Consider the following 23,237-nt stretch of genomic DNA (forward strand, 5'->3'; position numbering starts at 1 on the left):
CGCTCGCTCATGACGAGCAACGATCCCCATCAGAGCGCGCCGCCGCCCCAGCCGCAGAGCCAAGCGATGCCTCTCGCCCGCCATGTGCGGGCGATCTTCACTCTGGGCCTGCCGCTGATCGGCTCCAATCTCGCGCAGATGCTGCTCAACGTGACCGATACGGTGATGGTGGGCTGGTATGGCGTCGAGGCGCTGGCGGCGCTGGTGCTGGGCACCTCCTATTTCTTCTCTATCTTCATGCTGGGCAACGGGATCGCGCTGGCGGTGATGGGGCGCGTTTCGGCGAGCCTGGGCGCGGATGACGAGGTGCAGGCGCGGCGCGACACCCGAATGGGGATCTGGCTATCGATCCTGTTCGGCGTCGCGATGCTCCCGCTGTTCTGGAATTCCGGCGCGGTGCTGGAGCTGCTGGGTCAGAAGCCCGAGATCGCGGCGCTCGCACAGGATTACCTGCGCATCCTCGGCTTCGCGCTCGCGCCGGGGCTCGCGATGATGGTGATCCGGTCCTACCTGTCGGCGCAGGAGCGCACCGCGGTGCTGCTCTGGATCACGCTGGGGGCCGTTCTGCTGAACGCGGGCGTCAACTGGATCCTGATCTTCGGCAATTGGGGCGCGCCTGAACTGGGCGTGCGCGGTGCGGCCATCGCCTCGCTGAGCGCGATGGTGCTGAACCTCGTCGCGCAGGCGATCTATGCCGCGCGTGCGCCCGGACTGACTCATATCCGGCTGTTCCAGCGCTTCTGGCGGCCCGATTGGGAGGCGTTCTGGATCGTTGCGAAGATGGGGCTGCCGGTGGGGCTGACCTCCGTAGCGGAAGGCTCGATGTTTCAGGCCTCGGCGCTGATGATGGGCTGGATCGGCACGGTCGAACTGGCCGCGCACGGGATCGCGCTGCAGGTCTCCTCGATCACCTTCATGGTGCATGTCGGTCTGTCGAACGCCGCCACCGTGCGGGCAGGTCGGGCGCATGGGCGCCGTGATCCGCGCCTGCTGCGTGACGGGGCGTTGGCGGTGACGGGGATGTCGCTGGGCTTCGGTTTGCTGACGGTCGCGGTCTTCGTCTTCGCGGGGCCTTGGCTCACGCGCCTGTTTCTCGATGCGGACAACCCGGCCACGCCCGAGATCGTCCTCTACGGCGTTCGCTTTCTGATGGTCGCGGCGATCTTCCAGCTGTTCGACCTGATGCAGGTGATGGCTCTGGGACTGCTGCGTGGCGTGCAGGATACGCGCGTGCCGATGTGGATGGCGGTGGCGAGCTATTGGCTGATCGGCATCCCGGCCAGCTACTTTCTCGCCTTCACGCTGAATCTTGGCGGGGTGGGGTTGTGGTTCGGCCTCGTCCTCGGCCTCGCATCGGCGGGGGCGATGATGATGCGCCGGTTCTGGCGCGGTGCATGGCTGCATCCGCGCCCGGCAGCGGCTTAACGCACGCCAAGTCCCGCTTTCATCAACGTCTTGCGCACCGGTCCGAGCGAATAGAGCGCGCCCAAGACGCCCGCGCGAAGATCGCGCAGTGGCTGGGCCTCGACCATCGAGGCACGGTTGAGCAGATCGATCCCCACCTCGCGCGCCTTCACCTCCGGCCAGCGGCGACGGTGATAGGCGTCGAGCATCTTCGCCTCGCCTAGATGCACCGGGTCTTCCTCGGCCAGCTTCAGAAGGCAGGCCAGATCGGCAAGGCTCATGTTCAGCCCCTGCGCGCCGATCGGCGGAATGACATGGGCGGCCTCGGCGATCAGGGCCACGCGTTGGCCCGAGAACCGATCCGCGATCTGCGTCATCATCGGCCAGACGGCGCGGCGGGTCTCCAGCTTCAGCGGCCCGAGAAGCCCGGTCGAGCGTTCCATGATCGCCGCTTCGAACGCTTCCGTGGGCAGCGCGGCGAGGCGCTCGGCCTCGGCGGCGCGCTCCATCCAGACGATCGCGGAAGACGGCTTGCCATCGCGGTCGGGCAGCGGCACCAGCGTGAACGGCCCACCCGAGCGGTGGATCTCGGTAGAGACGTTGTCATGCGGGATCGGGTGGGTGACAGCGAAGGCCAGTGCCTTCTGGCCGTAGCGGATCGTCTTTATGCCGAGGCCAGCCGCTTCGCGCACGAAGGAATTGCGGCCATCGGCCCCGATCACGAGACGGGCGCGCACATGGGTGCCGTCGGACAGCGTCACCTCGGCGCCGCTTTCGCGGGTCACGAGGCCAGTCGTCGCGATGCCGGGGCGGAAATCGACGAGCGGATTATCGGCAAGGGCGGCCACCAGCTCGCGGCGCAGCAGCCAGTTCGGAAAGTTCCAGCCGAAGGGTTCGTCGGACAAGTCGGCCGCGTCGAAATCGCGGGTCAGCCGTGCGGTCGGGCTTTCGCCGCCCGCATCCACGATCCGCATGATCTGCAGCGGCGCGGCATAGGGCAGGAGCCGATCCCAGATTCCCGCCGCTTTCAGCACCTCCCGCGAAGGACGCAGGAACGCGGTCGAGCGCATATCCGCGCCCACGGCTGCTTCTTCGGTGACCGGCGGCGTGGGATCGACGCAGATCGTCGTGAAGCCCGCCTGCCCGAAGGCCGCGGCTGCGGTCAGGCCGGCGACGCCGCCGCCGGAGATCAGGATATCGGTGTCGATGGGTGTGCGGGTCTCGGCCATGGGGCGCCTCCGTCAATGTCCGTGCCATTTTGCCCTCCGGCGCGGGCAGGTGCAATGATCCGCCGTTGGAATACGACGTGGCGACACAGCGGAACGCGAGACGGCCCCGCGCAAATCCCGAAGGGGGAGCACAAAAAGAAACAGCCCGGATCGCGCGGATCCGGGCCGTGTTCGCCATGGGCGAGAATTCTTCGAATACGACGTCAGCCGCCTGCGGTCATCACCACGAGAAGGGCGAGCATGATCCAGGTCGCGCCAACAGCCCAGAGGATGAGGCCACCGAGGCCCATGGTCACAACCATGCCAGCGGCCAGAGCCACGACGACAAGCGCGAGGGTGAACATGAAAGCAGGCGTGATCTGCTTGTGCTCGGTTTCGGAATGATTGGCCGCATAGGCCGAAACGCCGGAGTCGGCAGTCGTCATGGTCATATCGATTCTCCCGTTTGCTGTCTCCCTGACAGGCCCCCGTCACTTAAAGATGCATCGCGGACCGATAAAGACGCGAAGCCGTGCCATATTGTCGCAGAGCCGTCACTTTGCCTTCAATCGCGCGTGATCTCGCGGAGGAACCCGGCGAGATCGGCGGTGTGGTAGTGGATATGATCCTCTGGCGCAGGGGCGGGGGCGACATGCACGGTCTTCATGCCGAGCGCGTGGGGATGGCGCAGGTTGCGGGCGTCGTCCTCGAACATAGCGCCGCGCGTGGGCTCGATCTCGGCCTGCGCGAATATCCGGTCGAAGGCTTCGCCGCGCGGCTTTGGATGAAACTCCGCGTGCTCGACACCATAGACCCCGTCGAAAAGCCCGGTCAGCCCACGCGCCTCGATGACCCGTGTGGCATAGGGGGCCGAGCCGTTCGTGTAGACGATCTTGCGGCCCGGGAGCGCGTCGATGCCTTCGCGCAGCGCATCATCCTTGACCAAATGATCGAGTGAGATCTCGTGGACTTCGTGCAGATAGGGCGCCGGGTCGACGTCGTGCTCGTGCATCAGCCCGGCCAGCGTGGTGCCGTAAAGCTGCCAGTAGTGGTTGCGCAGGTGATCGGCCCGCGCCCGATCAACGCCCAGCGAGCGCATCACGAAATCGGTCATCTTCACCTCGATCTGGTCGAAGAGTCGCGCCTCCGGCGGGTAGAGCGTGTTGTCGAGATCGAACACCCAGGCGTCGACATGCGCGAACTCGGCAGCGAGGTCGCGGTCGGCGGGGGAGGCGGAGGCGGGGGCAGGCGCGGTGCTGTCTGTCATGGGCTGCAAGCTAAGTTGCGGGGCGCGCGGGTGCAATCTGCTTGTCACCGGGTGCGCGCCGCGCCTAATCTCTGGCAGATCTCGAAAGCAGGATGCATGCAAAAAGACGCCTACACTCTCATACTCGACGCCATCGACGAAGGCGTCTACCGCCCCGGGGACCGCTTGGTCGAATCCGAATTGGCGGAGCGGTTCGGAGTGTCACGCACCCCGGTGCGCGAGGCGTTGCAGCGGCTCGAAACCCAACAGATGCTGGCCCGCGACGGGCGTTCGCTCATCGTCGCCTCGCTCGATCACAACCAGTTGGCGGAGTTGTATGTCGTGCGCGCCGAATTGGAGGCGCTGGCGGCGCAGCTGGCTGCGAAACATGCGGCTCCCGAAGAGGTCCGGGTGCTGCAGAACATGATCGACGAAGATCGCGGTCAACTCGACGATCCGGAGGCGTTGAGCCGGGCCAACCGCCGGTTCCACCACCAAATTCACCTCGCCTCGCATAATCGTTACCTCGTCCAGCAGCTCGATCTTGTGCACCGCTCGATGGCGCTTCTCGCGACCACCTCTCTTGCGGTGAAGGGCCGGGGCGAGGCGGCGCTCGACGAGCATCAGGCGATTGTCGATGCGATCCGCGAGGGCAATGGCGACGCGGCGGCCTCGGCGCTGCGGGCCCACATCTCGCGCGCCTTCGAGACGCGCCTCACGCTCGACGCGGCGCATCACGGGACGGCGGGCCACTGGGCCGAGGCTCTGTGATTATCCGATAAGCGGTGAATGGGCCTCGCGTTGCGGGGGCGGGCGCGCCGCGGCCTCTGCGGGGGCGATCTCGTCGCCGGGTCGGGCCTCCGACGCTGTCGCGTCACTGTCGTCGAAAATGCCGTGGCTCGTCTTGTCCCAGTAGAAGGGGCGCGCGATCAGTTCGTAGAGCGCCTTCCAGCCCGCCAGCGCGCCCAGCGGATAATAGAGGTGGAGCGTCGGGATCCATTTTATCAGGTTGCGATGCTCCGCCCCCCGGCAGGCCCAGGCAGAGGTCGTGATCGCGATCAACTCGGACAGAATGAAAGTCCCCATAACCAACGCGAAGACCGGGCCGGGCAGGGCGCTCGCGATCGGATGCCAAAGCCCGAACAGCGCGAGCCAAAAGCTCCACAAGACCGGCGCCAGAACATATTGTGAGAGCGAGCCGAGGATCAGGATCTGCACGCCGAGAAAGCGTTTCGTGCCCAGATCGCGCCAGAGCTGCACTGGATCGCGCATATGCACCGCCCATGTCATCGCGTAGCCCTTGAGCCAGCGCGAGCGCTGTTTGACCCAAGGCAGGGCGCGGCAATTCGCCTCCTCGAAGGTGGCGGCAGCGATCAATTCGGTGCGGTAGCCGTGCCGCGCGAGACGTACGCCAAGATCGGCATCTTCGGTCACGTTATGCGCGTCCCAGCCGCCCAGCTCCTCCAGCGCGTCGCGGCGGAAGAAGAGGGTCGTTCCGCCCAAGGGCACGACGAAGCCGAGCCGCGCGAGCCCGGGCAGGAACATCCGGAACCACGTCGCATATTCCACGGTGAAGCAGCGCGCGAGCCAATTGGTGCGCGGGTTGTAATAGTCGAGAACCCCTTGCAGGCAGGCCGTCTCGGGCGGGGCCGCGAGGAAGCGCTGGGCGACGATCTGCAGTTGATCCGGCTCGGGCGCGTCCTCGGCGTCCCAGACGCCGATCACCGAGCCGCGACAGAAGTTCAGCGCGTAGTTCAATGCGCGCGGCTTCGTCTTGATCGGCCCGTCCGGTACCGTGACCACCCGCATCCAGCGTGGCAGATCGGCGTTCGCAAGAGCCGCACGGGTCATCGTGTCGCTATGTTCGATGACGAGGATCACATCGATCAATTCGCGCGGATAACGCAGCTTGCCGAGCCGCGAGACGAGCCGCGCCGCGATGTCGGTCTCGCGAAACAGCGGGACCATCACCGAGATGATCGGCAGCCGCCCTTTCGGCGCGCCCCGGGTGAGTGCGTCGGGGCTGGGCTTGCGCTGTTCGGTGATCTCGCTCGCAAAGGCTGCGAGCTTGAGCGCCATCGAACCCACGAGCGTCAGCATCACCCACCCGAAGAAAAGCCCGAGAAGCAGGTTGGGTGCAAGCAACATTCCGAGCCCGGTCACCGCGACAAGCCCCGCCGCGATTTGGCTGGCGCGCCGTTCGTTATGGTTGCGGCAGCTCTCGACCGGGTCGACCTTGATCTCTGCGTGTCGGATCAGCGCGGTCTCGCGGCATGTGAGCAGGCTGTCATGCACGCAGCGTTCCGCGGCCAGTACGAGCCGGTAGGGCGCATGGCACGTGGGTAGCGAAGCCTGTAGAGCCTCGAAATCCTCGGGCCGTGCGGTCGCGATGAGGGTGACGCCGCCGACGCGCCGCCAGGGAACCATCGCGTGCTTCAGGCAAAGCTCAGGTCCGATGGCATCGATGAGGCGAGGATCGGGCGGCTCGGCTTGCAGGTCGACCACTGAGGCATGTCGTTGTTCAGCCAAGGCGGCCATCAGATCGGTCTCATGTACCCAGCCATTCGCGAGAAGGATATCACCAAGCCTTACATCTTCGCGCTGCCGAAGCGCCGAGGCCGTGAGCAGATCGGCCGGATCGACCGCGTCCCGATCCAGCAGGATTTCTCCCAGAGGTGGGCGCGCGGCGCGGCCGGCGTGTCGTTTTGGCTTGGCATCAAGGCTGCGCCGTCTGAGCGGAGCAATGGAATTCGCGATTGGATTGGTCAGCAGCAGCGGCGCCGGTTCGGCGTCAGTCGCTGGTGTTTTGAAAAGCTTTTGCCGCGCGTCCATGCCAAACCTCGCATCTGTCCTTGAAGGCAGGATGCGAGCGTTTAATTAATAGGCAGTTAACCTCAGTTCGGAGCCTATAGTCGCCGGAAGAGCGTTACGACTTGCGCGCGCGCATCGCGGTCGCGAAACGCTCGAACAGGTAGTAGCTGTCCTGCGGGCCAGGGCTGGCCTCGGGGTGATACTGCACCGAGAAGACCGGGCGATCGGCCATCGCAATACCGCAGTTCGAGCCGTCGAACAGCGAGACATGGGTCTCGGTCACACCCTTGGGCAGGGTCTGGCTGTCGACCGCGAAACCGTGGTTCATCGAGGTGATCTCGACCTTGCCGGTGGTCAGGTCCTTCACCGGGTGGTTCGCCCCGTGGTGTCCGTGGTTCATCTTGACGGTCTTCGCGCCAAGCGCGAGCGCCAGCATCTGGTGGCCGAGGCAGATACCGAAGACCGGCAGCTCGGTTTCGAGAACGCCCTTGATCATCGGCACGGCATATTCTCCGGTCGCTGCCGGATCGCCCGGACCGTTCGACAGGAAGACCCCATCGGGTTCAAGCGCGAGCACGTCCTCGGCCGTCGCGGTGGCTGGCAGCACGGTCACGTCGCAGCCAGCCGAGGCGAGGCAGCGCAGGATGTTGCGCTTCGCGCCGTAGTCGATGGCGACAACTTTCAGGTCGTTGCCTTCGGCTTTCTTGTAACCCTCGGGCCAGGCCCACCGCATCTCGTCCCAGCGGTAGCTTTGCGCACAGGTCACGTCTTTCGCGAGATCGAGCCCTTCGAGCCCGGACCATTCGCGGGCCTTGCGTACCAGCGCCTCGATGTCGAAGACCCCGTCGGGGTTGTAGGCGATCGCGACATGCGGCGCGCCTTGCTGGCGGATTTCGCGGGTGAGGCGGCGAGTGTCGATGCCGCCGATGCCGATGCGACCGCGCTTCTCCAGCCACTCGACCAGAGTCTCGGCGGCGCGCCAGTTCGACGGCTCGGTCGGGTCCCATTTCACCACCATTCCGGCGGCAACGGGATCGTTGGTTTCGTCATCTTCCGGGTTCACGCCGGTATTGCCGATATGGGGGAAGGTGAAGGTCACGACCTGGCCCGCATAGGAGGGGTCGGTCATGATTTCCTGATAGCCGGTCATCGACGTGTTGAAGACCAGTTCGGCCACTGTCTCGCCCGGGCGGCCGAAGCCCTTCCCGTAGAACAGCGAGCCATCAGCGAGTGCGATCAATGCAGTGGGCTTTTCCGATGCGGACTGGCTTGCAGGCATGGCGCGACTCCCCGATGTCAAAATTCGCCGGAACCTAGACGCGCTGGGCGCGGGGGTCAAGAGGGCACGAGATAATTGCGAATTGCTTATTTATCAACAACTTGCAAGAGTTGTGCGCGTTTCGCAATACCGCTATTCTGGCGCCTTCACGGAAGTAGGGACACGATGTGATGCAAATGCGCGACAAGATCGCCGCCGCGTTGAAAACGGCGATGAAGGAAAAGGATCAGGAGCGGCTCTCGACGCTGCGGCTGGTCAATGCCGCCATCAAGGACCGCGAGATCGCGATGCGTGCCGAAGGCGAGGGCGAGGGCACTGTCGGCGACGCCGAAGTGCTTGCGATCATGGGAAAGATGGTGAAACAGCGTCAGGAAAGCGCGCGGGCCTATGAAGAGGGCGGGCGGCTGGAACTGGCCGAGAAGGAACAGGCCGAGATCCGCGTGATCGAGGAATTCCTGCCGCGCCAGTTGACCGAAGACGAGGTGAATGCTGCCATCGAAGCGGCCATCGCGAAACTCGGTGCGGATTCGATTCGCGACATGGGCCGCGTGATGGGTGAGCTGAAAGGCCAATACACCGGACAGATGGATTTCTCGAAGGCGGGCCCGATGGTGAAGGATCGCCTCGCCTCGTGATCGGCGGCTGCCTTCGCTGGCCGGGAACAACGCCCCCTCGTGGGGCGTTTTCTTTTGCGCATTTTTGAAAGGAGGCGGCGATGCCGGCACAATCGAAGGCACAGCAGAAAGCTGCGGGCGCGGCGCTTGCCGCCAAGCGCGGCGAGATGAAGGTGGGCGATCTTCAGGGCGCCTCGAAGGAAATGTATGACAGCATGTCCGAGAGCGAGCTCGACGATATCGCGAGCACCAAGCGCAAGGATCTTCCGGACAGCAAGGACGACTGATCTGTCCGCTTGCCGCGGGGATCAGGAGGGCAGCGGCGCACGCGCGGCTGCGAGCCGGATCACCAGTTCGCGGTGCAGTCGTTGCCGTTCCTCGGGCGTGAGGAAAGCACCGATCTCGACCTCGCGCGGGCCGCCTCGCAGGGTCAGGTAGGCTGCGACCGGCCCGCCTTTTCCGTGAAGATCGACCTGTACCCAATGTGGATTCGCCGCCCAGTCGCGCGACGGCTTGCCCGGTTCGTGGCGGATAAGGTGCAGCTCGGGCCCGTTGAATGTCAGGATCTCGAGCACTTCGCCCGTGCGATAGCTGTGCGAGATCGCCCACCACACCCCCGCGATGGCGAGCGCGATGAAGGGCAAGAGCCCCCAAAGCTCCACGTGGCCCAGCAGTGAAAGTAGCGGCAGGCTGACCATGACGACGGTCGCCGCGATGAAGAAGACGAAACCTTTACGCGGCAAGGAGCGGTAGGGCCACAGGTGCAATTGATCGGGCAGGGGCGCAGCCTCGGAGCGGGGCGCCTCCATGGTTTGGCCTTCGGTATCCGTCCAGCGATAGGGCATGATCCGCCCGGTCCTTCCTGCAACCTTTCGCCCTTTTGCAAACGGCCCCGGATTGCTCCGGGGCCGTTCTCGTTATCAGGAGATGTAGATCACTAGTGCGCGTGGGCGTGATCCCAATCCTCGCGCTTCGGGAGCTCTTCGAAAGTGTGCTCCGGCGGCGGGGAGGGCAGGGTCCACTCCAGCGTATCGGCATACTCGTTCCAGTAGTTGTTCTCGGTGACGCGCTTACCCTTGAACAGGGTGTAGAACACGATGCCGAGGAAGAACACGAAGCTGGCGAACGAGATAAACGCACCGATCGAGCTGACGAAGTTCCAGGTGGCGAAGGCCTCCGGGTAGTCGATGTAGCGGCGCGGCATGCCCTGACGGCCGAGGAAGTGCTGCGGGAAGAAGATCAGGTTGGACCCGATGAACATCATCCAGAAGTGCAGTTTGCCGGCCCATTCCGGGTATTGGCGCCCCGACATCTTGCCGATCCAGAAGTAGACGCCGGCGAAGATCGCGAACACCGCCCCCAGCGACATCACGTAGTGGAAGTGCGCCACGACGTAATAGGTGTCGTGGTAGACGCGGTCGAGCGGGGCTTGGCTGAGCACCACGCCGGTCACGCCGCCGATAGTGAACAGGAACAGGAAACCGATCGCCCAGAGCATCGGTGTCTTGAACTCGATCGAGCCGCCCCACATCGTCGCGATCCAGCTGAACACCTTCACGCCGGTTGGCACCGCGATCACCATCGTCGCCACCATGAAGTAGCTCTGCTGGGTCAGCGACAGGCCGACCGTGTACATGTGGTGCGCCCAGACGACGAAGCCCAGAACACCGATCGCCACCATCGCATAGACCATCGGCAGGTAGCCGAAGACCGGCTTACGCGAGAAGGTCGCGATGACGTGGCTGATGATGCCGAAGCCCGGCAGGATGATGATGTAGACCTCGGGGTGTCCGAAGAACCACAGGATGTGCTGGTACAGGATCGGATCGCCGCCACCCGACGGATCGAAGAAGGTGGTGCCGAAGTTGCGGTCCATCAGCAGCATGGTGATCGCGCCTGCCAGAACCGGCAGCGAGAGCAGGATCAGCCAGGAGGTCACGAAGATCGACCAGGCGAAGAGCGGCACCTTGTGCAGCGTCATGCCCGGCGTGCGCATGTTGAGGAAGGTCGTGATCATGTTGATCGCGCCAAGGATCGAACTGGCGCCCGAGACGTGCACGGCGAAGATCGCGAGGTCCATGGAATAACCGCCCTCGTGGACCGATAGCGGCGGGTAGAGCACCCAGCCCACGCCCGAGCCCGAGCCGCCACCGCCACCCGGCGCCAGCAGCGAGGCGATCCCGAGCGAGGTGCCCGCGACATAGAGCCAGTAGCTGAGGTTGTTCATCCGCGGAAAGGCCATGTCCGGCGCGCCGATCTGGAGCGGCATGAAGTAGTTGCCGAAGCCCCCGAACAGCGCCGGAATGACGACGAAGAACATCATCAGGACGCCGTGATAGGTAATCATCACGTTCCAGAGGTGCCCGTCGGGGGTGCATTCCTCAGCCGAAGCGATGAAGCGCGCGCCTTCGGCGCACATGTATTGCACGCCCGGCTCCATCAACTCGAGGCGCATGTAAACTGTGAACAGGACCGAGATCAGCCCCACCGCGCCTGCGGTGAAGAGATACAAGATCCCGATATCCTTGTGATTGGTCGACATGAACCAGCGGGTAAAGAACCCGCGCGACTCATGTGCGCCCTCGCCGTGAACGGCTGCGTCCGCCATAGTGATCTCCCATTTCTCCCGACAGCCCCGGGTCTCCCGTCCCTTTGGGTCTGAATGTCGGGAGGTTATGAAGATTTGGAGGGCAGGGCAAGAATTCAGCACACGCTGCCGTGAAAAAATGTCGCAGCTCTGTCAGGTGTGAGTGATCCGTGATCTCGCGCCCTTGGCACGCGGAGCGCGGGCTGAGACCGCCCCGCGCGACAGTTGCGAATCCGCGACGCGGCTCACAAAAAAGCGGACCCTCGAAAGGGTCCGCCAACGAACGCGTGATATGTTCGTTTCGCGATCAGGACTCGGGCGCGTCGGGCGACACTTCTTCCGAGCCGAGATAGGCCGCAATGTCTTCCTGGTTCTTGCGCTGCTTGTAGGCCATGCCGGATTTCGCCTTGGGATCGCCGGTTTGTTCCTCGAGGAACTTCGTGGGATCGGTGATGTATTCGGCGAGCAGCTCTTCGGTCCAGACGGCGCCGGTTTCGGCGTATTCCTTGATCCCGTCCTTGTATTTATAGCCATCGACGGATGCGACCTTGCGGCCGATGATATTGTAGAGGTTCGGGCCGACCTTGCCGCCTTTGAAGATCGCCGTGCCATCGGGGGCGACGATCGAGTGACAGGCCTTGCACCGTTTGAATTCGTCTTTGCCTTTCTCGACGTCCTGCGCGAGCGCGGGGCCCGCAACGGCGACGGCGGTGATCATGGCAATAAGGCTGAGTTTCATCGCGTCTTCCTTGTTGGTTTTGAGTTAAAGCTCGAGCCCTCCCGACCCAGCTTTCACAGGGCAGTCACGCTGCCTTGAAGGGCGTTCTAACATGCATGATTGCCTATGTGTCCACTAAACTTCCGAGGTCGCATTTAGTTTACTCACGAAAATGCGACTGAATGTCGCACGCAGCGCGACGTCAAGATCGGCCATTCCCACCGGCAGGCCGAGGTCGACGAGGCTGGTGACCCCGTGCTCGCGAATCCCGCAAGGGACGATTCCGTCGAAATGCGAAAGATCGGGCTCCACGTTGATCGAGATGCCGTGGAAGCTGACCCATTTGCGCAGCTTCACTCCAATCGCGGCGATCTTGTCTTCGCGCAGGCTACCGTCTGCCGCCTTCGGTTTGTCGGGACGTTGCACCCAGACGCCGACGCGGCCGTCGCGAATTTCGCCTTTCACGTTGAATTCGTCGAGCGCGGCGATCACCCAGTCTTCGAGCTGGCGCACGAAGCAGCGCACGTCGCGCCCGCGCTTGTTCAGGTCGAGCATGACATAGGCGACGCGCTGGCCGGGCCCGTGATAGGTGTACTGACCGCCGCGCCCGGCCTCGAAGACGGGGAAACGCTCGGGATCGACAAGGTCTTCACGCTTGGCGGAGGTGCCGGCCGTGTAAAGCGGTGGATGCTCGAGCAGCCAGATCATCTCCTCGGCCTCGCCTGCGGCGATCTTGGCGACGCGGTCTTCCATGAAGGCAAGTGCCTCGTCGTACGGGACCGGGCTGTCACTTACGCGCCATTCCACCATTTCTTAACCTCACCCGCCGGAATTCCTCACCCGACGTCAATAATTCTTGCCACATCACCGATTCGGAGCGCAAACTTTACCTATTGGTAAGGTCGCGCACCCCCCGCGCCGGTCACATTCCGACCGGTCCTGTCGTGCAGAAACATGGAATTTGCGGGGCAACAGGCAAGACCGGAAGTCATTTGATTGGAGGGTTCAGGAATGAAACACAAGTTCGTTCTGGCGGGTCTTGCGCTCGCCGTCGCTACGGGCGGACCGGCCACGCCAGCATTGGCGGGCGGTTCGGATATCGTCGGCGGGGTGATCGGAGGGATCATCGGCGGCGCGATCGTGAACGAGGCCAACCGCCAGCCGCGTACGGTCACCAAGCGCACCTATTACAAGAAGCCGACCATGTCGTCGGCGCAGCGCGAGGCCAACCGCGAAGTGCAGGTCTCGCTCAACCACTTCGGATGGAATGTCGGCACTCCGGACGGGGTGCTGGGGCGCAACTCGCGCGCGGGCATCTCGCAATACCAGGCTTTCATGGATTTCCCGATTACGGGCGAGCTGACCGATATTCAGCGCAGCATCCTCACCACCGCCTATCAGAAGGCGAGCCTTGGCGGTTCGGCGGTTGCGCAGACGATCTCGACCCATCCGCAGGGGATGCGCGGCCTGCTGATGCAGACGCGCGACCAGATGCTGGGCACCGGAGATGCGACCTATGCCGGCAACTCGATCGGTGGTTTGCCGCCGCAGATTTCCGAGGCCGTGTTCGAGATCGCGCGCAGCTCCAATGTCGAACCGCAGCAGTTGATGGCGCGGTCGGGCTTCGTGCAGCTGGCCGATCTGAACAATGACGGTCGAACCGATTACCTGCTCGACACCTCGGTGCTGGGGCCGGGCTTCTGGTGCAACGACAAGAGCTGCGCGGTGCGGGTCTTCGCCTCGACGCCGAGCGGCTTCTCGCGCAACGATTTCCAGGCCTATAACGCGACGCCTGCCATGTTTACCTGTCAGGCGGGGGCCTGTCAGAAGGCTGGAGCGAACGTCCAGAACAACGCGCCGGTGACAGCCGCAGCGCCTGCGCCAGCTCCTGCCCCTGCTGCGCCGTCTTTCTCGACGCAGATGGCGTCGCAGCCGGCGCCTGCGATGCCGTCCTTCGTCGCGCCCGCGCCGGTTGCCGAACCGGTGCCGGTGTCGCTTGCGTCTTTCTGTTCGAAGACCAGTCTCGTCACCTCGTCGAATGGCGGCTTCGTCACGGAGGCCTCGCTGACCGATCCGGGGCAGGCTCTGGGCGAGCAGTTCTGCCTCGCGCGCGGGTACGCGCTCGATGAAGGTGCGGCGCTGGAGGCCAAGATCGGCGGCTTCACCCCCGAGCAGATCGCTGCGCAATGCCGCGATTTCGGGGCGCTTCTGTCCGAGCAGGTGGCCGCCGTCGGCAGCACCCCGCGCGAGGCGACGCTCGCAAAGGTCAAGAGCTTCATCGCCGGTTCGGGCATGAGCCCGGCGCAGCTGTCGGGCACCGCGAAGGTCTGCCTGTCGGTAGGCTACCGCACCGACGACATGGAGGTGGCGCTGGGATCGGCGCTGGTTCTGGGTGGTCTGGGCGAGGGAGCCTATGACGAGCTTGTCGGCCATCACCTTATGCAGGGAATCGGCACCGCCGAGCGCCCCGATCTCGCGATGGATTGGTACGAAAACGCGCTTTCGGCGCAGCCGGTCTTCGCGCCCGCACAGCCGGAGCGTAGCGGTCTCATCCGCAAGGCGGCCCTGATGATGAACGGCCGCGCCGATGCGTCCTCGGCGCCGAAGCCCGCGATGGCCCTGCCAAGCTTTGCCGCGAAAGCGGCAGAGCTCGTGGAAACCGCGGCGCCGCAATAACCTATCGCTTGCGCAGGCCGGGACCGCCCGGCCTGTCGCGACGGCAAGAGCGTGAATGAGAAAAATTCTCGCCAATCCCGAAATACCCCCTTTTCATCCCCCAAGCCTTTGGCTAATACGCGCCACACCAAGCCTAGACAGTGCGGTCGTGGCGGAATTGGTAGACGCGCAGCGTTGAGGTCGCTGTGGGGTAACTCCCGTGGAAGTTCGAGTCTTCTCGACCGCACCATCTCTCTCCCTAGGAGAGATCTGACTGACCCGACGCGGGTTATCCCCCAGATCAAGTTCACCGTGACACGTCGAAGATGCATGTGCATCTTCGCACGGCAGATTTTTGGCGGTTTTCATTATCTTCCAGAGGCTTGGTTCGCTTTGGCGGGCGCCGTGGGCTCGGCTCAGCGCTCGGTAGGGGCTCTTGCTGGTCCTGTTCCTCGACAGCGGCTTACGCTGAGCGAGGATCGCATGACCTGCCACATCACCGGAATCGTCATATCCCCGAGGGCACGATCAGCGCCAATTGTACGGTCAGCTTCGAGCGGCTCGGCGGAATCGTCACGAGCGTCGAGCAGGGGGGGGACGCAGCGCGGGGGCCTCGGATCGTCTCGGCATAGATTGACGCGAATGGCGCGCTCGTGAGCGATCTCCCCGCGGGCGTCTTTGCGCGAGTCGGGTGGCGACGCGGATAGCACAGTTTCCGCCGCTCGATCCGGCGGGGTCGCCGCAGCTTTACGCGATGGGAATCCCCGTGCGTCACGAAAGGCACCCGGCTCGCGACGCCGCGCGGTCCGCGCCGGGTCGAGAGCCTGCAGCCGGGCGACCTTGTCACCACGCTGGATGACGGGCCGCAGCCGGTTCTATGGTGCGCGCACCGCCGGTTCGGGGCAGCTCGCTGCCAATCCGCGGCTGCGTCCGGTCCGGCTGCAGCCCGGCGCGTTCGGTAATCGCCGGGCGCTCGTCCTATACGCGCAACATTGCGTCTGGCTGCTGCTGCCGAGTCACACCTTGGTCAAGGCCTAAGGCGCGTGGGTCGAAGGCTTTTGGACCGGGCCGCTGGCGCTACCTGCGCTGCCCTCCTTCGACCTGGCCCTCTGTTGCGCGCGCGACCCGATCTGGCCGAGGTCCATTTCCTCGGCGCGGCGCTCAATACGGTCTATGGTCCGCGTGTCCGGCCATGGTGACGCAGCGGCAATTTTGCCGCTCCAAATGCAAGTCTTGGTCGCTCCTTGCGCGACAGGTGACGCAAAACGGCAATTTTTCGGGCGAATCCGTGCTGTGATAGCCCTGTGACGCGGGTTTTTGATTTCCGGGTTGAAAAACGGAAGTGCCCTTGCTTTAGTCACATGCACGGGAAATGACCAACGACAAAAAACAACGGGGAGCCCGCTTTGAACAACGCAGCTAGCGGCGATGGATTCGTCGTATTCGACCGCGTGCAGAAGAGCTATGACGGCGAAACGCTCGTCGTGAAAGATCTCAATCTCTCGATCGGCAAGGGTGAGTTTCTAACGATGCTCGGCCCGTCTGGATCCGGAAAAACGACCTGCCTTATGATGCTTGCAGGTTTCGAGACCGCCACGAATGGCGAGATACGCCTCGACGGCCAGAACATCAACATGGTGCCTCCGCACAAGCGTGGCATCGGCATGGTGTTCCAGAACTACGCACTCTTTCCTCACATGACCGTAGGCGAGAATCTCGCCTTCCCGCTCGAAGTGCGGGGCATGGGCAAGGATGAGCGCGAAACCAAGATCAAGCGTGCGCTGGACATGGTGCAGATGGGGAGCTTCATCCATCGCCGTCCGGCGCAGCTTTCAGGCGGTCAGCAGCAGCGGATCGCACTGGCGCGCGCGCTGGTGTTCGACCCCGAGCTGGTCCTTATGGACGAACCGCTCGGTGCGCTCGACAAGCAGCTTCGCGAACATATGCAGTTCGAGATCAAGCACCTGCACGAAAGCCTCGGGATTACCGTGGTTTACGTCACCCATGATCAGGGCGAGGCGCTGACCATGTCGGACCGCGTCGCTGTGTTCAACGACGGGCGCATCCAGCAGCTCGCACCGCCGGATGAACTCTACGAGCGCCCGCAGAACAGCTTCGTCGCGCAGTTCATCGGCGAGAACAACAAGCTTCCGGGCAAGGTCGAGACGCTGAACGGCGACACCTGCACGGTGCGACTCGAGAATGGAGAGATCATCGACGCGACGGCGGTCAACATCCGCGAGGCGGGGCAGGAGACGCTGGTCTCGATCCGCCCCGAGCGGGTCGAATTCAAGCCCGAGATGATGCCTTCGGGCGCCCATACGATCACCGCGGACGTACTCGAAGTGATCTACATGGGGGACATACTGCGCACCCGGATGAAGGTCGCGGGATCGCGGGAATTCGTCATGAAATCGCGCAACACTCTCGATCAGGTGCGACTGACGGAAGGCCAGACGGTCAAGATCGGCTGGCACCCGCAGGACGCGCGCGCGCTCGATCTCTGAGAATGCGGAGCATGCGGGCCAAGCTCCGCACGCTCCGATCTGCCGCAACACGCGGCCAAGCGGCGAAAACGCCGTAAAACCACAAAAGCTCAACCAACTGGGAGTAAAACCAAGATGAAAAAAGCTATGATCCTGAGCACGGCGCTCGTCGGCCTCGTGGCCGGGGCGGCGCAGGCCGAACAAGTCACTGTCCTGTCCTGGGGCGGGGCCTACGAAAAGAGCCAAGTCGAGGCCTATAACAAGCCCTTCACCGAGGCGACCGGCATCGACGTGAACATGGAAGCCGCCGACAATCCCGGCACCCCGATCAAGGCGCAGGTCGAGGCGAACAACGTCTCGGTCGACGTGGCCGACGTCGAGAAGTCCGACGCGATCCGCCTGTGCGACGAAGGTCTGCTCGAGCCGATCGACCCCGACACCGACCTCGCCGCCGCCCCCGACGGCACCCCAGCGAGCGAGGACTTCATCGACGGCTCCTTCACCGTTTGCGGCGTGGCCAACATCGTGTGGTCGACCGTGATGTCCTACAATGCGGACAAGGTCGACGGCACGCCGACCTCGATCGCCGATTTCTTCGACACCGCGAAATACCCAGGTAAGCGCGGGCTGCGCAAGTCGGCGAAAGGCACGCTCGAAGTGGCGCTGATGGGCGCAGGCGTTCCGGCCTCGGACGTCTACAAGGTGCTCGGCACCCCCGAGGGCGTCGACAAGGCCTTCGCCGAGCTCGACAAGATCAAGAGCGATGTCGTGTGGTGGGATGCCGGCGCGCAGCCGCCGCAGCTGCTGGCCGATGGCGAAGTGGTGATGTCGACCGCCTATAACGGCCGTATCTTCAACGCCGAGGTCGCCGAGGGCCAGCCCTTCAAGATCGTCTGGGACGGCCAGCTTCTGGACTTCGACTTCTTCGTGATCCCGAAAGGGGCGCCGCATATGGAAGCCGCGAAGAAATACTTGAAGTTCGCGACCGAGACCCAGCAGCTCGCCAATCAGGCGAAGTGGATCTCCTACGGTCCGGCGCGCAAGTCCTCGGCTCCGTTGGTCGGCATGTATCAGGACGGCAAGACCAAGATGGGCCCGCATATGCCCACCGCGCCTGAGAACATGTCGAACGCTCTGGTCAATGACTCGGAGTTCTGGGCGGACCACGACACCGAACTGAGCGAGCGCTTCAACGCCTGGCTCGCTGGCTAAGTCCTGCGAGGGTCGCGCGGCACTCCGCCGCGCGGCCCGACCTGTTCGATGTCAGGAGCCCCGTGGATGTCAGCCTTCCGGTCGTCTCTGGCCAGCTTGTACCTCGGCCTTTTTCTGTCGCTGTCCGTCACCTTGCCCGCACGAGCGGATGAAGATGCGGTGGTCGGCTACGAGACCGGCGATACGCAGATGAACATGGCGATCGGCCAAGCCCGCGCGACTTATGAAACCGTCTTCATTCCCGCGGTGCGCGCCCGGTCCGGCTCGCGTTTCATGCTCAAGGCAGGGATCGATACCCCCGCCAATGGCCTCGAACATATCTGGATCGCGCCGATTTCGATCTCCGCGCAGAAAATCACCGGCACGTTGATGAACGAGCCCGTGCATTTCAAGGCGCATGCAGGAGACGAGATTACCTTCGCGCCGAACCAGATTTCCGACTGGAGCTTCCGACGCGAAGGCAAGCTCCACGGTAACTATACGACGCGGGTGATGCTGCCCGATATTCCCGCCGAGCAAGCCGCGAAACTGCGCGCGCAGCTCGCCCCGCTGCCCTGAGGGGCCAAGGAGACACGATGAGCGACGCAACGATGGATGCGAGCCTAAACGGCCCTGAACCAACACAGTTGAAGACTGCCGACGGGCTGCCGCTGAAGGTCGCCCTCGCGAAATCGCAGGCCCGCGCGAAACGCCGCGCCTTCCTGCTGGTCGCGCCTCTGTTCCTTTTTGTCCTGATCACCTTCGTGGTCCCGATCGGGCAGATGCTGCTGCAATCGGTCTATAACGACGGCTTCTCGAAGAATGCGCCGGCGCTTGGGCAATGGTTCGACGCGCATCCGCTGGGCTCGCCCATCGACGAGAGCGCCTATGCGGCGCTCGCCTCGGACCTCAAGCAAATGAAGGAAAACCGGACGCAGGGCGAGGCGGGGACGCGGATCAACTATGACGTGGCGGGCACGCGCTCGCTCTTCACCTCGACCGCGCGCAAGATCGAACGTCTCGAGCCGCCATGGAAAGAGGCCATCCTTGGCGTGGACGAGGGGTGGAGCGATCCGAACCTGTGGCGGGCGATGCGCTCTGCCTCGAGCCCCTATACGGTGGATTTCTACCTCGCCGCGATGGATCACACCCGCGACAAGGACAACAATATCGTGCCGGTCGATCCGCAGCGCGCGATCTACGGCAAGCTGTTCACCCGTACCGCGATCCTGTCTCTGGTGATCACCGTGCTGTGCATGATCCTCGCCTTCCCGATCGCGCATCTTCTGGCCTCGCTGCCGCTGGCGAAATCCAATCTTCTGATGATCTTCGTGCTGCTGCCCTTCTGGACCTCGCTGCTGGTGCGGACGACCTCGTGGATGGTGCTCCTGCAGCAGCAGGGCGTGATCAACGATCTGCTCGTCTGGTCGGGCCTGATCGGCAACGATAACCGGCTGGAGATGATGTATAACCAGACCGGCACGATCGTTGCGATGACCCACATCCTGCTGCCCTTCATGGTGCTGCCGCTCTACTCGGTCATGCGGACCATCCCGCCGAGCTATGTCCGTGCGGCCCGCAGCCTTGGGGCCACCTCGTGGACCGCCTTCCGCCGCATCTACCTGCCGCAGACGTTGCCGGGGATCGGGGCAGGGGCGCTTCTCGTGTTCATCCTCTCGGTCGGCTACTACATCACCCCCGCCCTTGTCGGTGGTGCGGACGGTCAGCTGATCTCGAACATGATCGCCTTCCACATGCAGAAATCGCTCAACTGGTCGCTCGCGGCAGCACTCGCCTCGATGCTGCTGGGCGGCGTCATCATCCTCTACTGGCTCTATGACCGGCTGGTGGGCATCGACAACATGAAGCTGGGCTGAGGAGAAACACAGATGGCCGTTCCCGCATATGCAAGCCCGCTCGAGAGAACCTGGCACTACGCCTATCTCGTGATCTGTGGTCTGATCTTCTTCTTCCTGATCGCGCCGATCGTGGTGATCATTCCGCTGTCCTTCAACGCGGAGCCTTACTTCACCTTCACCGAGAAGATGCTGAGCTTCGACCCCTCCGGCTATTCGATGCGCTGGTATGACATGCTGCTGACCTTCGGGATGCAGGAGCCGCAGGTCGAGCGCAGCTGGTCGTGGTGGATGGATGCCTGGCAGCATTCGACCTGGATCGACGTGGCGAAGAACTCGATCATCATCGGCTTCTTCTCGACGATCCTCGCGACGGTGCTGGGCACGCTGGCCGCCCTCGGCCTGTCGCGCCCCGAGATGCCGTTCCGCCGTGCCATCATGGCGGTGCTGATCTCGCCGATGATCGTGCCGATCATCATCACCGCGACGGGGCTGTTCTTCTTCTACTCGAAGACCGGGCTGGCGCATTCCTATCCGGGCATCATCATGGCCCACGCGACCTTGGGCATCCCCTTCGTGATCATCACCGTGACCGCGACGCTGGTGGGCTTCGATCACTCGCTGACCCGCGCGGCGCAGAACCTCGGCGCGGATCCGCGCACGACCTTCTTCAAGATCGTGATGCCGCTGATCCTGCCGGGCGTGGTCTCGGGTGCGCTGTTCGCCTTCGTCACCTCTTTCGACGAAGTCGTCGTGGTGCTCTTCGTGGCAGGCTACGACCAGCAGACGATCCCGCGTCAGATGTGGAACGGTATCCGCGAGCAGATCAGCCCCGCGATCCTTGCGGTGGCGACGATCCTCGTCTTCGTGTCGATCGCGCTGCTGACCACCGTCGAGCTGCTGCGCCGCCGCTCCGAGCGCTTGCGCGGGATGTCACCGGGCTAAGGCGTCAAGCGTCAGCGAGCAGCGCTCGCCCCCATAAAACGTCTCAAGGAGCCGGGTGAATACCGGCTCCTTTTTCTTTGAGGCGGCTTCGAACAGCGTCGCGCAAGAGCGCAGCTTCAGCGCATCGACCGGCCCCATGATCTCCTCGATGGGCGTGCCCGCATGGGCGAGCACCGCCTCGGAGGCCTCCACCAACCGCGTCCGCAATACCGGATCGGCGAGATAGGCCCGCGCCTCGGCCAGATCCGCGATCCCGTATTCACGCGCGCGCGGAGAGCGGCCGAGCGAGGCCAGTTGCGGGAAGATCCACCAGATCCAATGGCTAGTCTTGCGACCTTGGCGGAGTTCGCGCAGCGCGGTCGGATAGTCGCGGTCTTGGGGGGCGTGGAAGCGTTGGGTCATAGGATGAACCTAACACGCTCTGGACATCGCGAGGAAGGCCGCGTCCGACCCGAGGGTGGGCGCAATCGCGCCCGCCCTGGGGGCGGGTCGGGCGCGGCCCGGCCTAGGGGCCGGGCGGGGGGATCAGAAACCTTCCAATTCCTTTAGTTTCTTTTCCATCCAGTGACAGATCTTCTGAGCGAACACATCTGCCAAGTCTTCCCGTCGAACGTCCTTCAGCATTGGAGGCTGGTAACTTTGACCACGGTCCATCGCAGGCAGTAGCTGGATGTATGGCGTTTGACTGTTAACTGGAACTTGCGAGTTCAGCCATCCGGACGAAATCTTACCGTCGGTGGTGCTAAACTGACCATCTACGCGCCGCTCAATTGTGCGACCATCCTGTAGTGTCGTAATCTCGCGGCAATTCGAAATAGTAACGTTGCTTACGTTTCCCGCGAATGAAAACATTCCTCCAATTCGAAGCGCTGCCGGTTCAGGCTTTGCTGAGGACGCATGACCATGTTCTTCTGCGTTCCTCGCGTGAAAAGCATAGTTCAGGATTGGATTATCTTTTCTCTCTTTTATTAGATTATCTGCCCATCCATTTCGTTCGCGCTCCCGCGCGGCGGTTTCAGCAAATTTCAGAAATTTCCTGAACTCGCTGAGCGCCAAAGACCAATGTGTTCGAAGCTCTTCGTATGTGGCATCACCGGAGAGACGCTTTATAGCGATGCGGAAGTCGCAGACCGCGTCTCTTGCGCGCCTCTGAAAGGCGTGGACTTTCGGGTTGTTTCCCGTCACCCCCAAACCTCCGTAAACTCCCGCCACTCCCCTTTGCTCATGCCGGACGTCTCCTGTGTGATCTCCTCGCCCGCCAGACGGCGCTTCAGCAGCTCCACCGCCTTGCCCGACAGGTTCACCCCGCCCAGACGGTAATCCTCGAAGGCCGAATAGGCGGCGGGGACCCAGTCACGCACGATGTCGCACATGGTCTCGGCATAGACGCGGATCTCGTATTGCGCGTGGCTGTCGGCGCGCAGGCGCAGGAAGTGGAAGAGGTTGTGCAGGTCCACCTTCCAATACCATTGCGTGTAGATATTGGTGGGCAGGTTCATCCGCGCCAGTTCCCGCGCGAGGCCCTGCTTGCCCGCATCCTCGTCGGGCGTCAGCATGTCCTCGTAATGGTCATAGGCGCGCATCGCGTCGTCGCGCAGGATGTCGAGCACGCGGGCGGCCTCGGCGCCTTCCAGGACCTGACCGCGGCCCTGATGGTTCTGGCTCGATTGCGCGGCGAGCTGGCTGGCCTCGGGGATGTAGAACTCGCGGTCGAGGATCGAATAGCGCGCGGAGTATTCGTTCACGTTCGCGGTGCGGTGGCGGATCCACTGGCGCGCGACGAAGACCGGAAGTTTGACGTGGAATTTGACCTCGCACATTTCGAACGGGGTCGAATGCCAGTGCCGCATCAGGTAGCGGATCAGGCCCGCGTCGCTGTTCACCGTCTTGGTGCCACGGCCATAGGAGACGCGCGCCGCCTGCACGATCGCGTTGTCGTCGCCCATGTAGTCGATGACCCGGACCACCCCGTGATCGAGCACTTCATGGGCGGTATAGAGCCGCTTCTCCATCCCCGGCGAAACCGCCCGCGCGGTCATTTGCGTCTCGGCGCGCTGTGCGTCGATCTCGGCTTGTTGTTCGGGGGTGAGCGCCATGATGTCCTCCGGATGTCTCGAATCGACCTCCACTATATCTGCGATGGGCGGCTCTAGGAACCGCCATATCCTGTGGATAAGCCGGGGTGCTTGCCGCGGCCGCGTCAGGAGCTATCCTCCGGTTAACCGCAATCAGTTCCA

General features: G+C 63.5%; 24 protein-coding genes and 1 tRNA gene. 13 read left to right on the forward strand and 12 right to left on the reverse strand.

The genetic code is table 11. The features are described from left to right. The first annotated feature begins 66 nt into the window (after positions 1-66). Complete coding sequence (locus DEM26_RS04165; RefSeq protein WP_109171912.1) at positions 67-1,425, forward strand: MATE family efflux transporter; 1,359 nt, start codon at positions 67-69, stop codon at positions 1,423-1,425. On the opposite strand, the gene DEM26_RS04170 is transcribed toward DEM26_RS04165, so the two are convergent. The 3 genes from DEM26_RS04170 to DEM26_RS04180 all read right to left on the reverse strand — a co-directional run bounded on the left by DEM26_RS04170 (position 1,422) and on the right by DEM26_RS04180 (position 3,879). Then, positions 1,422-2,633: a UbiH/UbiF family hydroxylase gene (locus DEM26_RS04170; protein WP_109171779.1), complete on the reverse strand. Its 1,212-nt coding sequence runs from the start codon at positions 2,631-2,633 to the stop codon at positions 1,422-1,424. The two genes, DEM26_RS04165 and DEM26_RS04170, sit on opposite strands and share 4 nt — an antisense overlap. Before the next feature lie 203 nt (positions 2,634-2,836). Then, positions 2,837-3,064 (reverse strand): hypothetical protein, encoded by a 228-nt coding sequence (locus DEM26_RS04175; protein ID WP_075776263.1) that lies wholly within the window; start codon positions 3,062-3,064, stop codon positions 2,837-2,839. A gap of 113 nt (positions 3,065-3,177) precedes the next feature. Continuing rightward, complete coding sequence (locus DEM26_RS04180) at positions 3,178-3,879, reverse strand: pyrimidine 5'-nucleotidase (protein ID WP_088724652.1); 702 nt, start codon at positions 3,877-3,879, stop codon at positions 3,178-3,180. 96 nt (positions 3,880-3,975) lie between these two features. Here DEM26_RS04180 and DEM26_RS04185 point away from each other — a divergent pair, with 96 nt between their 5' ends. Continuing rightward, positions 3,976-4,629 (forward strand): GntR family transcriptional regulator, encoded by a 654-nt coding sequence (locus tag DEM26_RS04185; RefSeq protein ID WP_075776261.1) that lies wholly within the window; start codon positions 3,976-3,978, stop codon positions 4,627-4,629. On the opposite strand, the gene DEM26_RS04190 is transcribed toward DEM26_RS04185, so the two are convergent. Further along, the gene (locus tag DEM26_RS04190) at positions 4,630-6,396 is read right to left on the reverse strand and encodes a glycosyltransferase (RefSeq protein ID WP_233243017.1); all 1,767 of its coding nucleotides are present in this window, start codon (positions 6,394-6,396) and stop codon (positions 4,630-4,632) included. Here DEM26_RS04190 and DEM26_RS20625 point away from each other — a divergent pair. Next, positions 6,370-6,714: a hypothetical protein gene (locus DEM26_RS20625; protein ID WP_233243018.1), complete on the forward strand. Its 345-nt coding sequence runs from the start codon at positions 6,370-6,372 to the stop codon at positions 6,712-6,714. The genes DEM26_RS04190 and DEM26_RS20625 overlap by 27 nt on opposite strands. 70 nt (positions 6,715-6,784) lie before the next feature. Here the strand turns inward: DEM26_RS20625 and carA are convergent, their stop codons facing one another. Further along, positions 6,785-7,948, reverse strand: a complete 1,164-nt coding sequence (gene carA / locus DEM26_RS04195; RefSeq protein ID WP_088719116.1) for a glutamine-hydrolyzing carbamoyl-phosphate synthase small subunit — start codon at positions 7,946-7,948, stop codon at positions 6,785-6,787. Positions 7,949-8,118: 170 nt separating this feature from the next. Between carA and DEM26_RS04200 the strand changes: the two genes are divergently transcribed. Further along, the gene (locus tag DEM26_RS04200) at positions 8,119-8,583 is read left to right on the forward strand and encodes a GatB/YqeY domain-containing protein (protein ID WP_075776259.1); all 465 of its coding nucleotides are present in this window, start codon (positions 8,119-8,121) and stop codon (positions 8,581-8,583) included. A gap of 80 nt (positions 8,584-8,663) precedes the next feature. Then, a complete protein-coding gene (locus DEM26_RS04205; RefSeq protein ID WP_075776258.1) occupies positions 8,664-8,849 on the forward strand; it encodes a DUF3008 family protein in 186 nt (61 codons plus the stop codon). A gap of 21 nt (positions 8,850-8,870) precedes the next feature. Here the strand turns inward: DEM26_RS04205 and DEM26_RS04210 are convergent, their stop codons facing one another. From DEM26_RS04210 to lipB, 4 genes are all read right to left on the reverse strand, one after another. Continuing rightward, on the reverse strand, positions 8,871-9,407 hold the full coding sequence (locus DEM26_RS04210) for a DUF2244 domain-containing protein (RefSeq protein ID WP_088719115.1): 537 nt from the start codon (positions 9,405-9,407) through the stop codon (positions 8,871-8,873). 92 nt (positions 9,408-9,499) lie between these two features. Further along, positions 9,500-11,170, reverse strand: coding sequence for a cytochrome c oxidase subunit I (ctaD, locus tag DEM26_RS04215; protein WP_075776256.1), 1,671 nt, complete (start codon positions 11,168-11,170; stop codon positions 9,500-9,502). Between the two features lie 286 nt (positions 11,171-11,456). After that, entirely contained in the window at positions 11,457-11,888 is a 432-nt protein-coding gene (locus tag DEM26_RS04220) for a c-type cytochrome (RefSeq protein WP_109171781.1), read from the reverse strand. Between the two features lie 114 nt (positions 11,889-12,002). Beyond that, positions 12,003-12,677 carry a lipoyl(octanoyl) transferase LipB gene (gene lipB / locus DEM26_RS04225; RefSeq protein WP_088719114.1) on the reverse strand — a complete coding sequence of 225 codons (675 nt, stop codon included), beginning with the start codon at positions 12,675-12,677 and terminating at the stop codon, positions 12,003-12,005. Positions 12,678-12,878: 201 nt separating this feature from the next. Between lipB and DEM26_RS04230 the strand changes: the two genes are divergently transcribed. From DEM26_RS04230 to DEM26_RS04265, 8 genes are all read left to right on the forward strand, one after another. Next, complete coding sequence (locus tag DEM26_RS04230) at positions 12,879-14,543, forward strand: peptidoglycan-binding domain-containing protein (RefSeq protein WP_109171782.1); 1,665 nt, start codon at positions 12,879-12,881, stop codon at positions 14,541-14,543. A gap of 142 nt (positions 14,544-14,685) precedes the next feature. Then, positions 14,686-14,772, forward strand: a tRNA-Leu gene (locus DEM26_RS04235). A gap of 475 nt (positions 14,773-15,247) precedes the next feature. Further along, on the forward strand, positions 15,248-15,484 hold the full coding sequence (locus tag DEM26_RS20790; protein ID WP_109171913.1) for a Hint domain-containing protein: 237 nt from the start codon (positions 15,248-15,250) through the stop codon (positions 15,482-15,484). Positions 15,485-15,928: 444 nt separating this feature from the next. Beyond that, positions 15,929-17,029 (forward strand): ABC transporter ATP-binding protein, encoded by a 1,101-nt coding sequence (locus DEM26_RS04245; RefSeq protein WP_075776252.1) that lies wholly within the window; start codon positions 15,929-15,931, stop codon positions 17,027-17,029. A 114-nt stretch (positions 17,030-17,143) separates the two neighbouring features. Then, positions 17,144-18,220, forward strand: coding sequence for an ABC transporter substrate-binding protein (locus tag DEM26_RS04250; RefSeq protein WP_109171783.1), 1,077 nt, complete (start codon positions 17,144-17,146; stop codon positions 18,218-18,220). Between the two features lie 66 nt (positions 18,221-18,286). After that, positions 18,287-18,778, forward strand: coding sequence for a YegJ family protein (locus DEM26_RS04255; RefSeq protein ID WP_158275077.1), 492 nt, complete (start codon positions 18,287-18,289; stop codon positions 18,776-18,778). A gap of 17 nt (positions 18,779-18,795) precedes the next feature. After that, entirely contained in the window at positions 18,796-20,076 is a 1,281-nt protein-coding gene (locus tag DEM26_RS04260; protein WP_075776249.1) for an ABC transporter permease, read from the forward strand. Positions 20,077-20,088: 12 nt separating this feature from the next. Continuing rightward, positions 20,089-21,000, forward strand: a complete 912-nt coding sequence (locus DEM26_RS04265; RefSeq protein WP_075776248.1) for an ABC transporter permease — start codon at positions 20,089-20,091, stop codon at positions 20,998-21,000. Here the strand turns inward: DEM26_RS04265 and DEM26_RS04270 are convergent. The 3 genes from DEM26_RS04270 to thyX form a co-directional block, all read right to left on the reverse strand. After that, a complete protein-coding gene (locus DEM26_RS04270) occupies positions 20,989-21,402 on the reverse strand; it encodes a DUF1810 domain-containing protein (RefSeq protein WP_109171785.1) in 414 nt (137 codons plus the stop codon). The genes DEM26_RS04265 and DEM26_RS04270 overlap by 12 nt on opposite strands. Positions 21,403-21,525: 123 nt before the next feature. Continuing rightward, the gene (locus tag DEM26_RS20185; RefSeq protein WP_146194431.1) at positions 21,526-22,185 is read right to left on the reverse strand and encodes a hypothetical protein; all 660 of its coding nucleotides are present in this window, start codon (positions 22,183-22,185) and stop codon (positions 21,526-21,528) included. After that, complete coding sequence (thyX, locus tag DEM26_RS04275; protein ID WP_075776246.1) at positions 22,182-23,096, reverse strand: FAD-dependent thymidylate synthase; 915 nt, start codon at positions 23,094-23,096, stop codon at positions 22,182-22,184. The genes DEM26_RS20185 and thyX overlap by 4 nt, the downstream gene beginning before the upstream one ends. Positions 23,097-23,237: the final 141 nt, after the last annotated feature.

The organism is Thioclava sp. NG1 (assembly GCF_003122275.1).
Taxonomy (GTDB): Bacteria; Pseudomonadota; Alphaproteobacteria; order Rhodobacterales; family Rhodobacteraceae; genus Thioclava; species Thioclava nitratireducens.

Excerpts from the sequence above, each read along its gene's own strand:
- DEM26_RS04205 (WP_075776258.1), top strand. The coding sequence starts at position 8,664 with ATGCCGGCACAATCGAAGGCACAGCAGAAAGCTGCGGGCGCGGCGCTT.
- DEM26_RS04170 (WP_109171779.1), bottom strand. The coding sequence starts at position 2,633 with ATGGCCGAGACCCGCACACCCATCGACACCGATATCCTGATCTCCGGC.
- DEM26_RS04255 (WP_158275077.1), top strand. The coding sequence starts at position 18,287 with ATGTCAGCCTTCCGGTCGTCTCTGGCCAGCTTGTACCTCGGCCTTTTT.
- DEM26_RS04270 (WP_109171785.1), bottom strand. The coding sequence starts at position 21,402 with ATGACCCAACGCTTCCACGCCCCCCAAGACCGCGACTATCCGACCGCG.
- lipB (WP_088719114.1), bottom strand. The coding sequence starts at position 12,677 with ATGGTGGAATGGCGCGTAAGTGACAGCCCGGTCCCGTACGACGAGGCA.
- DEM26_RS04165 (WP_109171912.1), top strand. The coding sequence starts at position 67 with ATGCCTCTCGCCCGCCATGTGCGGGCGATCTTCACTCTGGGCCTGCCG.
- DEM26_RS20625 (WP_233243018.1), top strand. The coding sequence starts at position 6,370 with ATGTCGTTGTTCAGCCAAGGCGGCCATCAGATCGGTCTCATGTACCCA.
- DEM26_RS04185 (WP_075776261.1), top strand. The coding sequence starts at position 3,976 with ATGCAAAAAGACGCCTACACTCTCATACTCGACGCCATCGACGAAGGC.
- DEM26_RS04250 (WP_109171783.1), top strand. The coding sequence starts at position 17,144 with ATGAAAAAAGCTATGATCCTGAGCACGGCGCTCGTCGGCCTCGTGGCC.
- thyX (WP_075776246.1), bottom strand. The coding sequence starts at position 23,096 with ATGGCGCTCACCCCCGAACAACAAGCCGAGATCGACGCACAGCGCGCC.
- DEM26_RS04175 (WP_075776263.1), bottom strand. The coding sequence starts at position 3,064 with ATGACCATGACGACTGCCGACTCCGGCGTTTCGGCCTATGCGGCCAAT.
- DEM26_RS04230 (WP_109171782.1), top strand. The coding sequence starts at position 12,879 with ATGAAACACAAGTTCGTTCTGGCGGGTCTTGCGCTCGCCGTCGCTACG.
- DEM26_RS04180 (WP_088724652.1), bottom strand. The coding sequence starts at position 3,879 with ATGACAGACAGCACCGCGCCTGCCCCCGCCTCCGCCTCCCCCGCCGAC.
- DEM26_RS04190 (WP_233243017.1), bottom strand. The coding sequence starts at position 6,396 with ATGGCCGCCTTGGCTGAACAACGACATGCCTCAGTGGTCGACCTGCAA.
- DEM26_RS04260 (WP_075776249.1), top strand. The coding sequence starts at position 18,796 with ATGAGCGACGCAACGATGGATGCGAGCCTAAACGGCCCTGAACCAACA.
- DEM26_RS04265 (WP_075776248.1), top strand. The coding sequence starts at position 20,089 with ATGGCCGTTCCCGCATATGCAAGCCCGCTCGAGAGAACCTGGCACTAC.
- DEM26_RS04200 (WP_075776259.1), top strand. The coding sequence starts at position 8,119 with ATGCAAATGCGCGACAAGATCGCCGCCGCGTTGAAAACGGCGATGAAG.
- carA (WP_088719116.1), bottom strand. The coding sequence starts at position 7,948 with ATGCCTGCAAGCCAGTCCGCATCGGAAAAGCCCACTGCATTGATCGCA.
- ctaD (WP_075776256.1), bottom strand. The coding sequence starts at position 11,170 with ATGGCGGACGCAGCCGTTCACGGCGAGGGCGCACATGAGTCGCGCGGG.
- DEM26_RS04220 (WP_109171781.1), bottom strand. The coding sequence starts at position 11,888 with ATGAAACTCAGCCTTATTGCCATGATCACCGCCGTCGCCGTTGCGGGC.
- DEM26_RS04210 (WP_088719115.1), bottom strand. The coding sequence starts at position 9,407 with ATGCCCTATCGCTGGACGGATACCGAAGGCCAAACCATGGAGGCGCCC.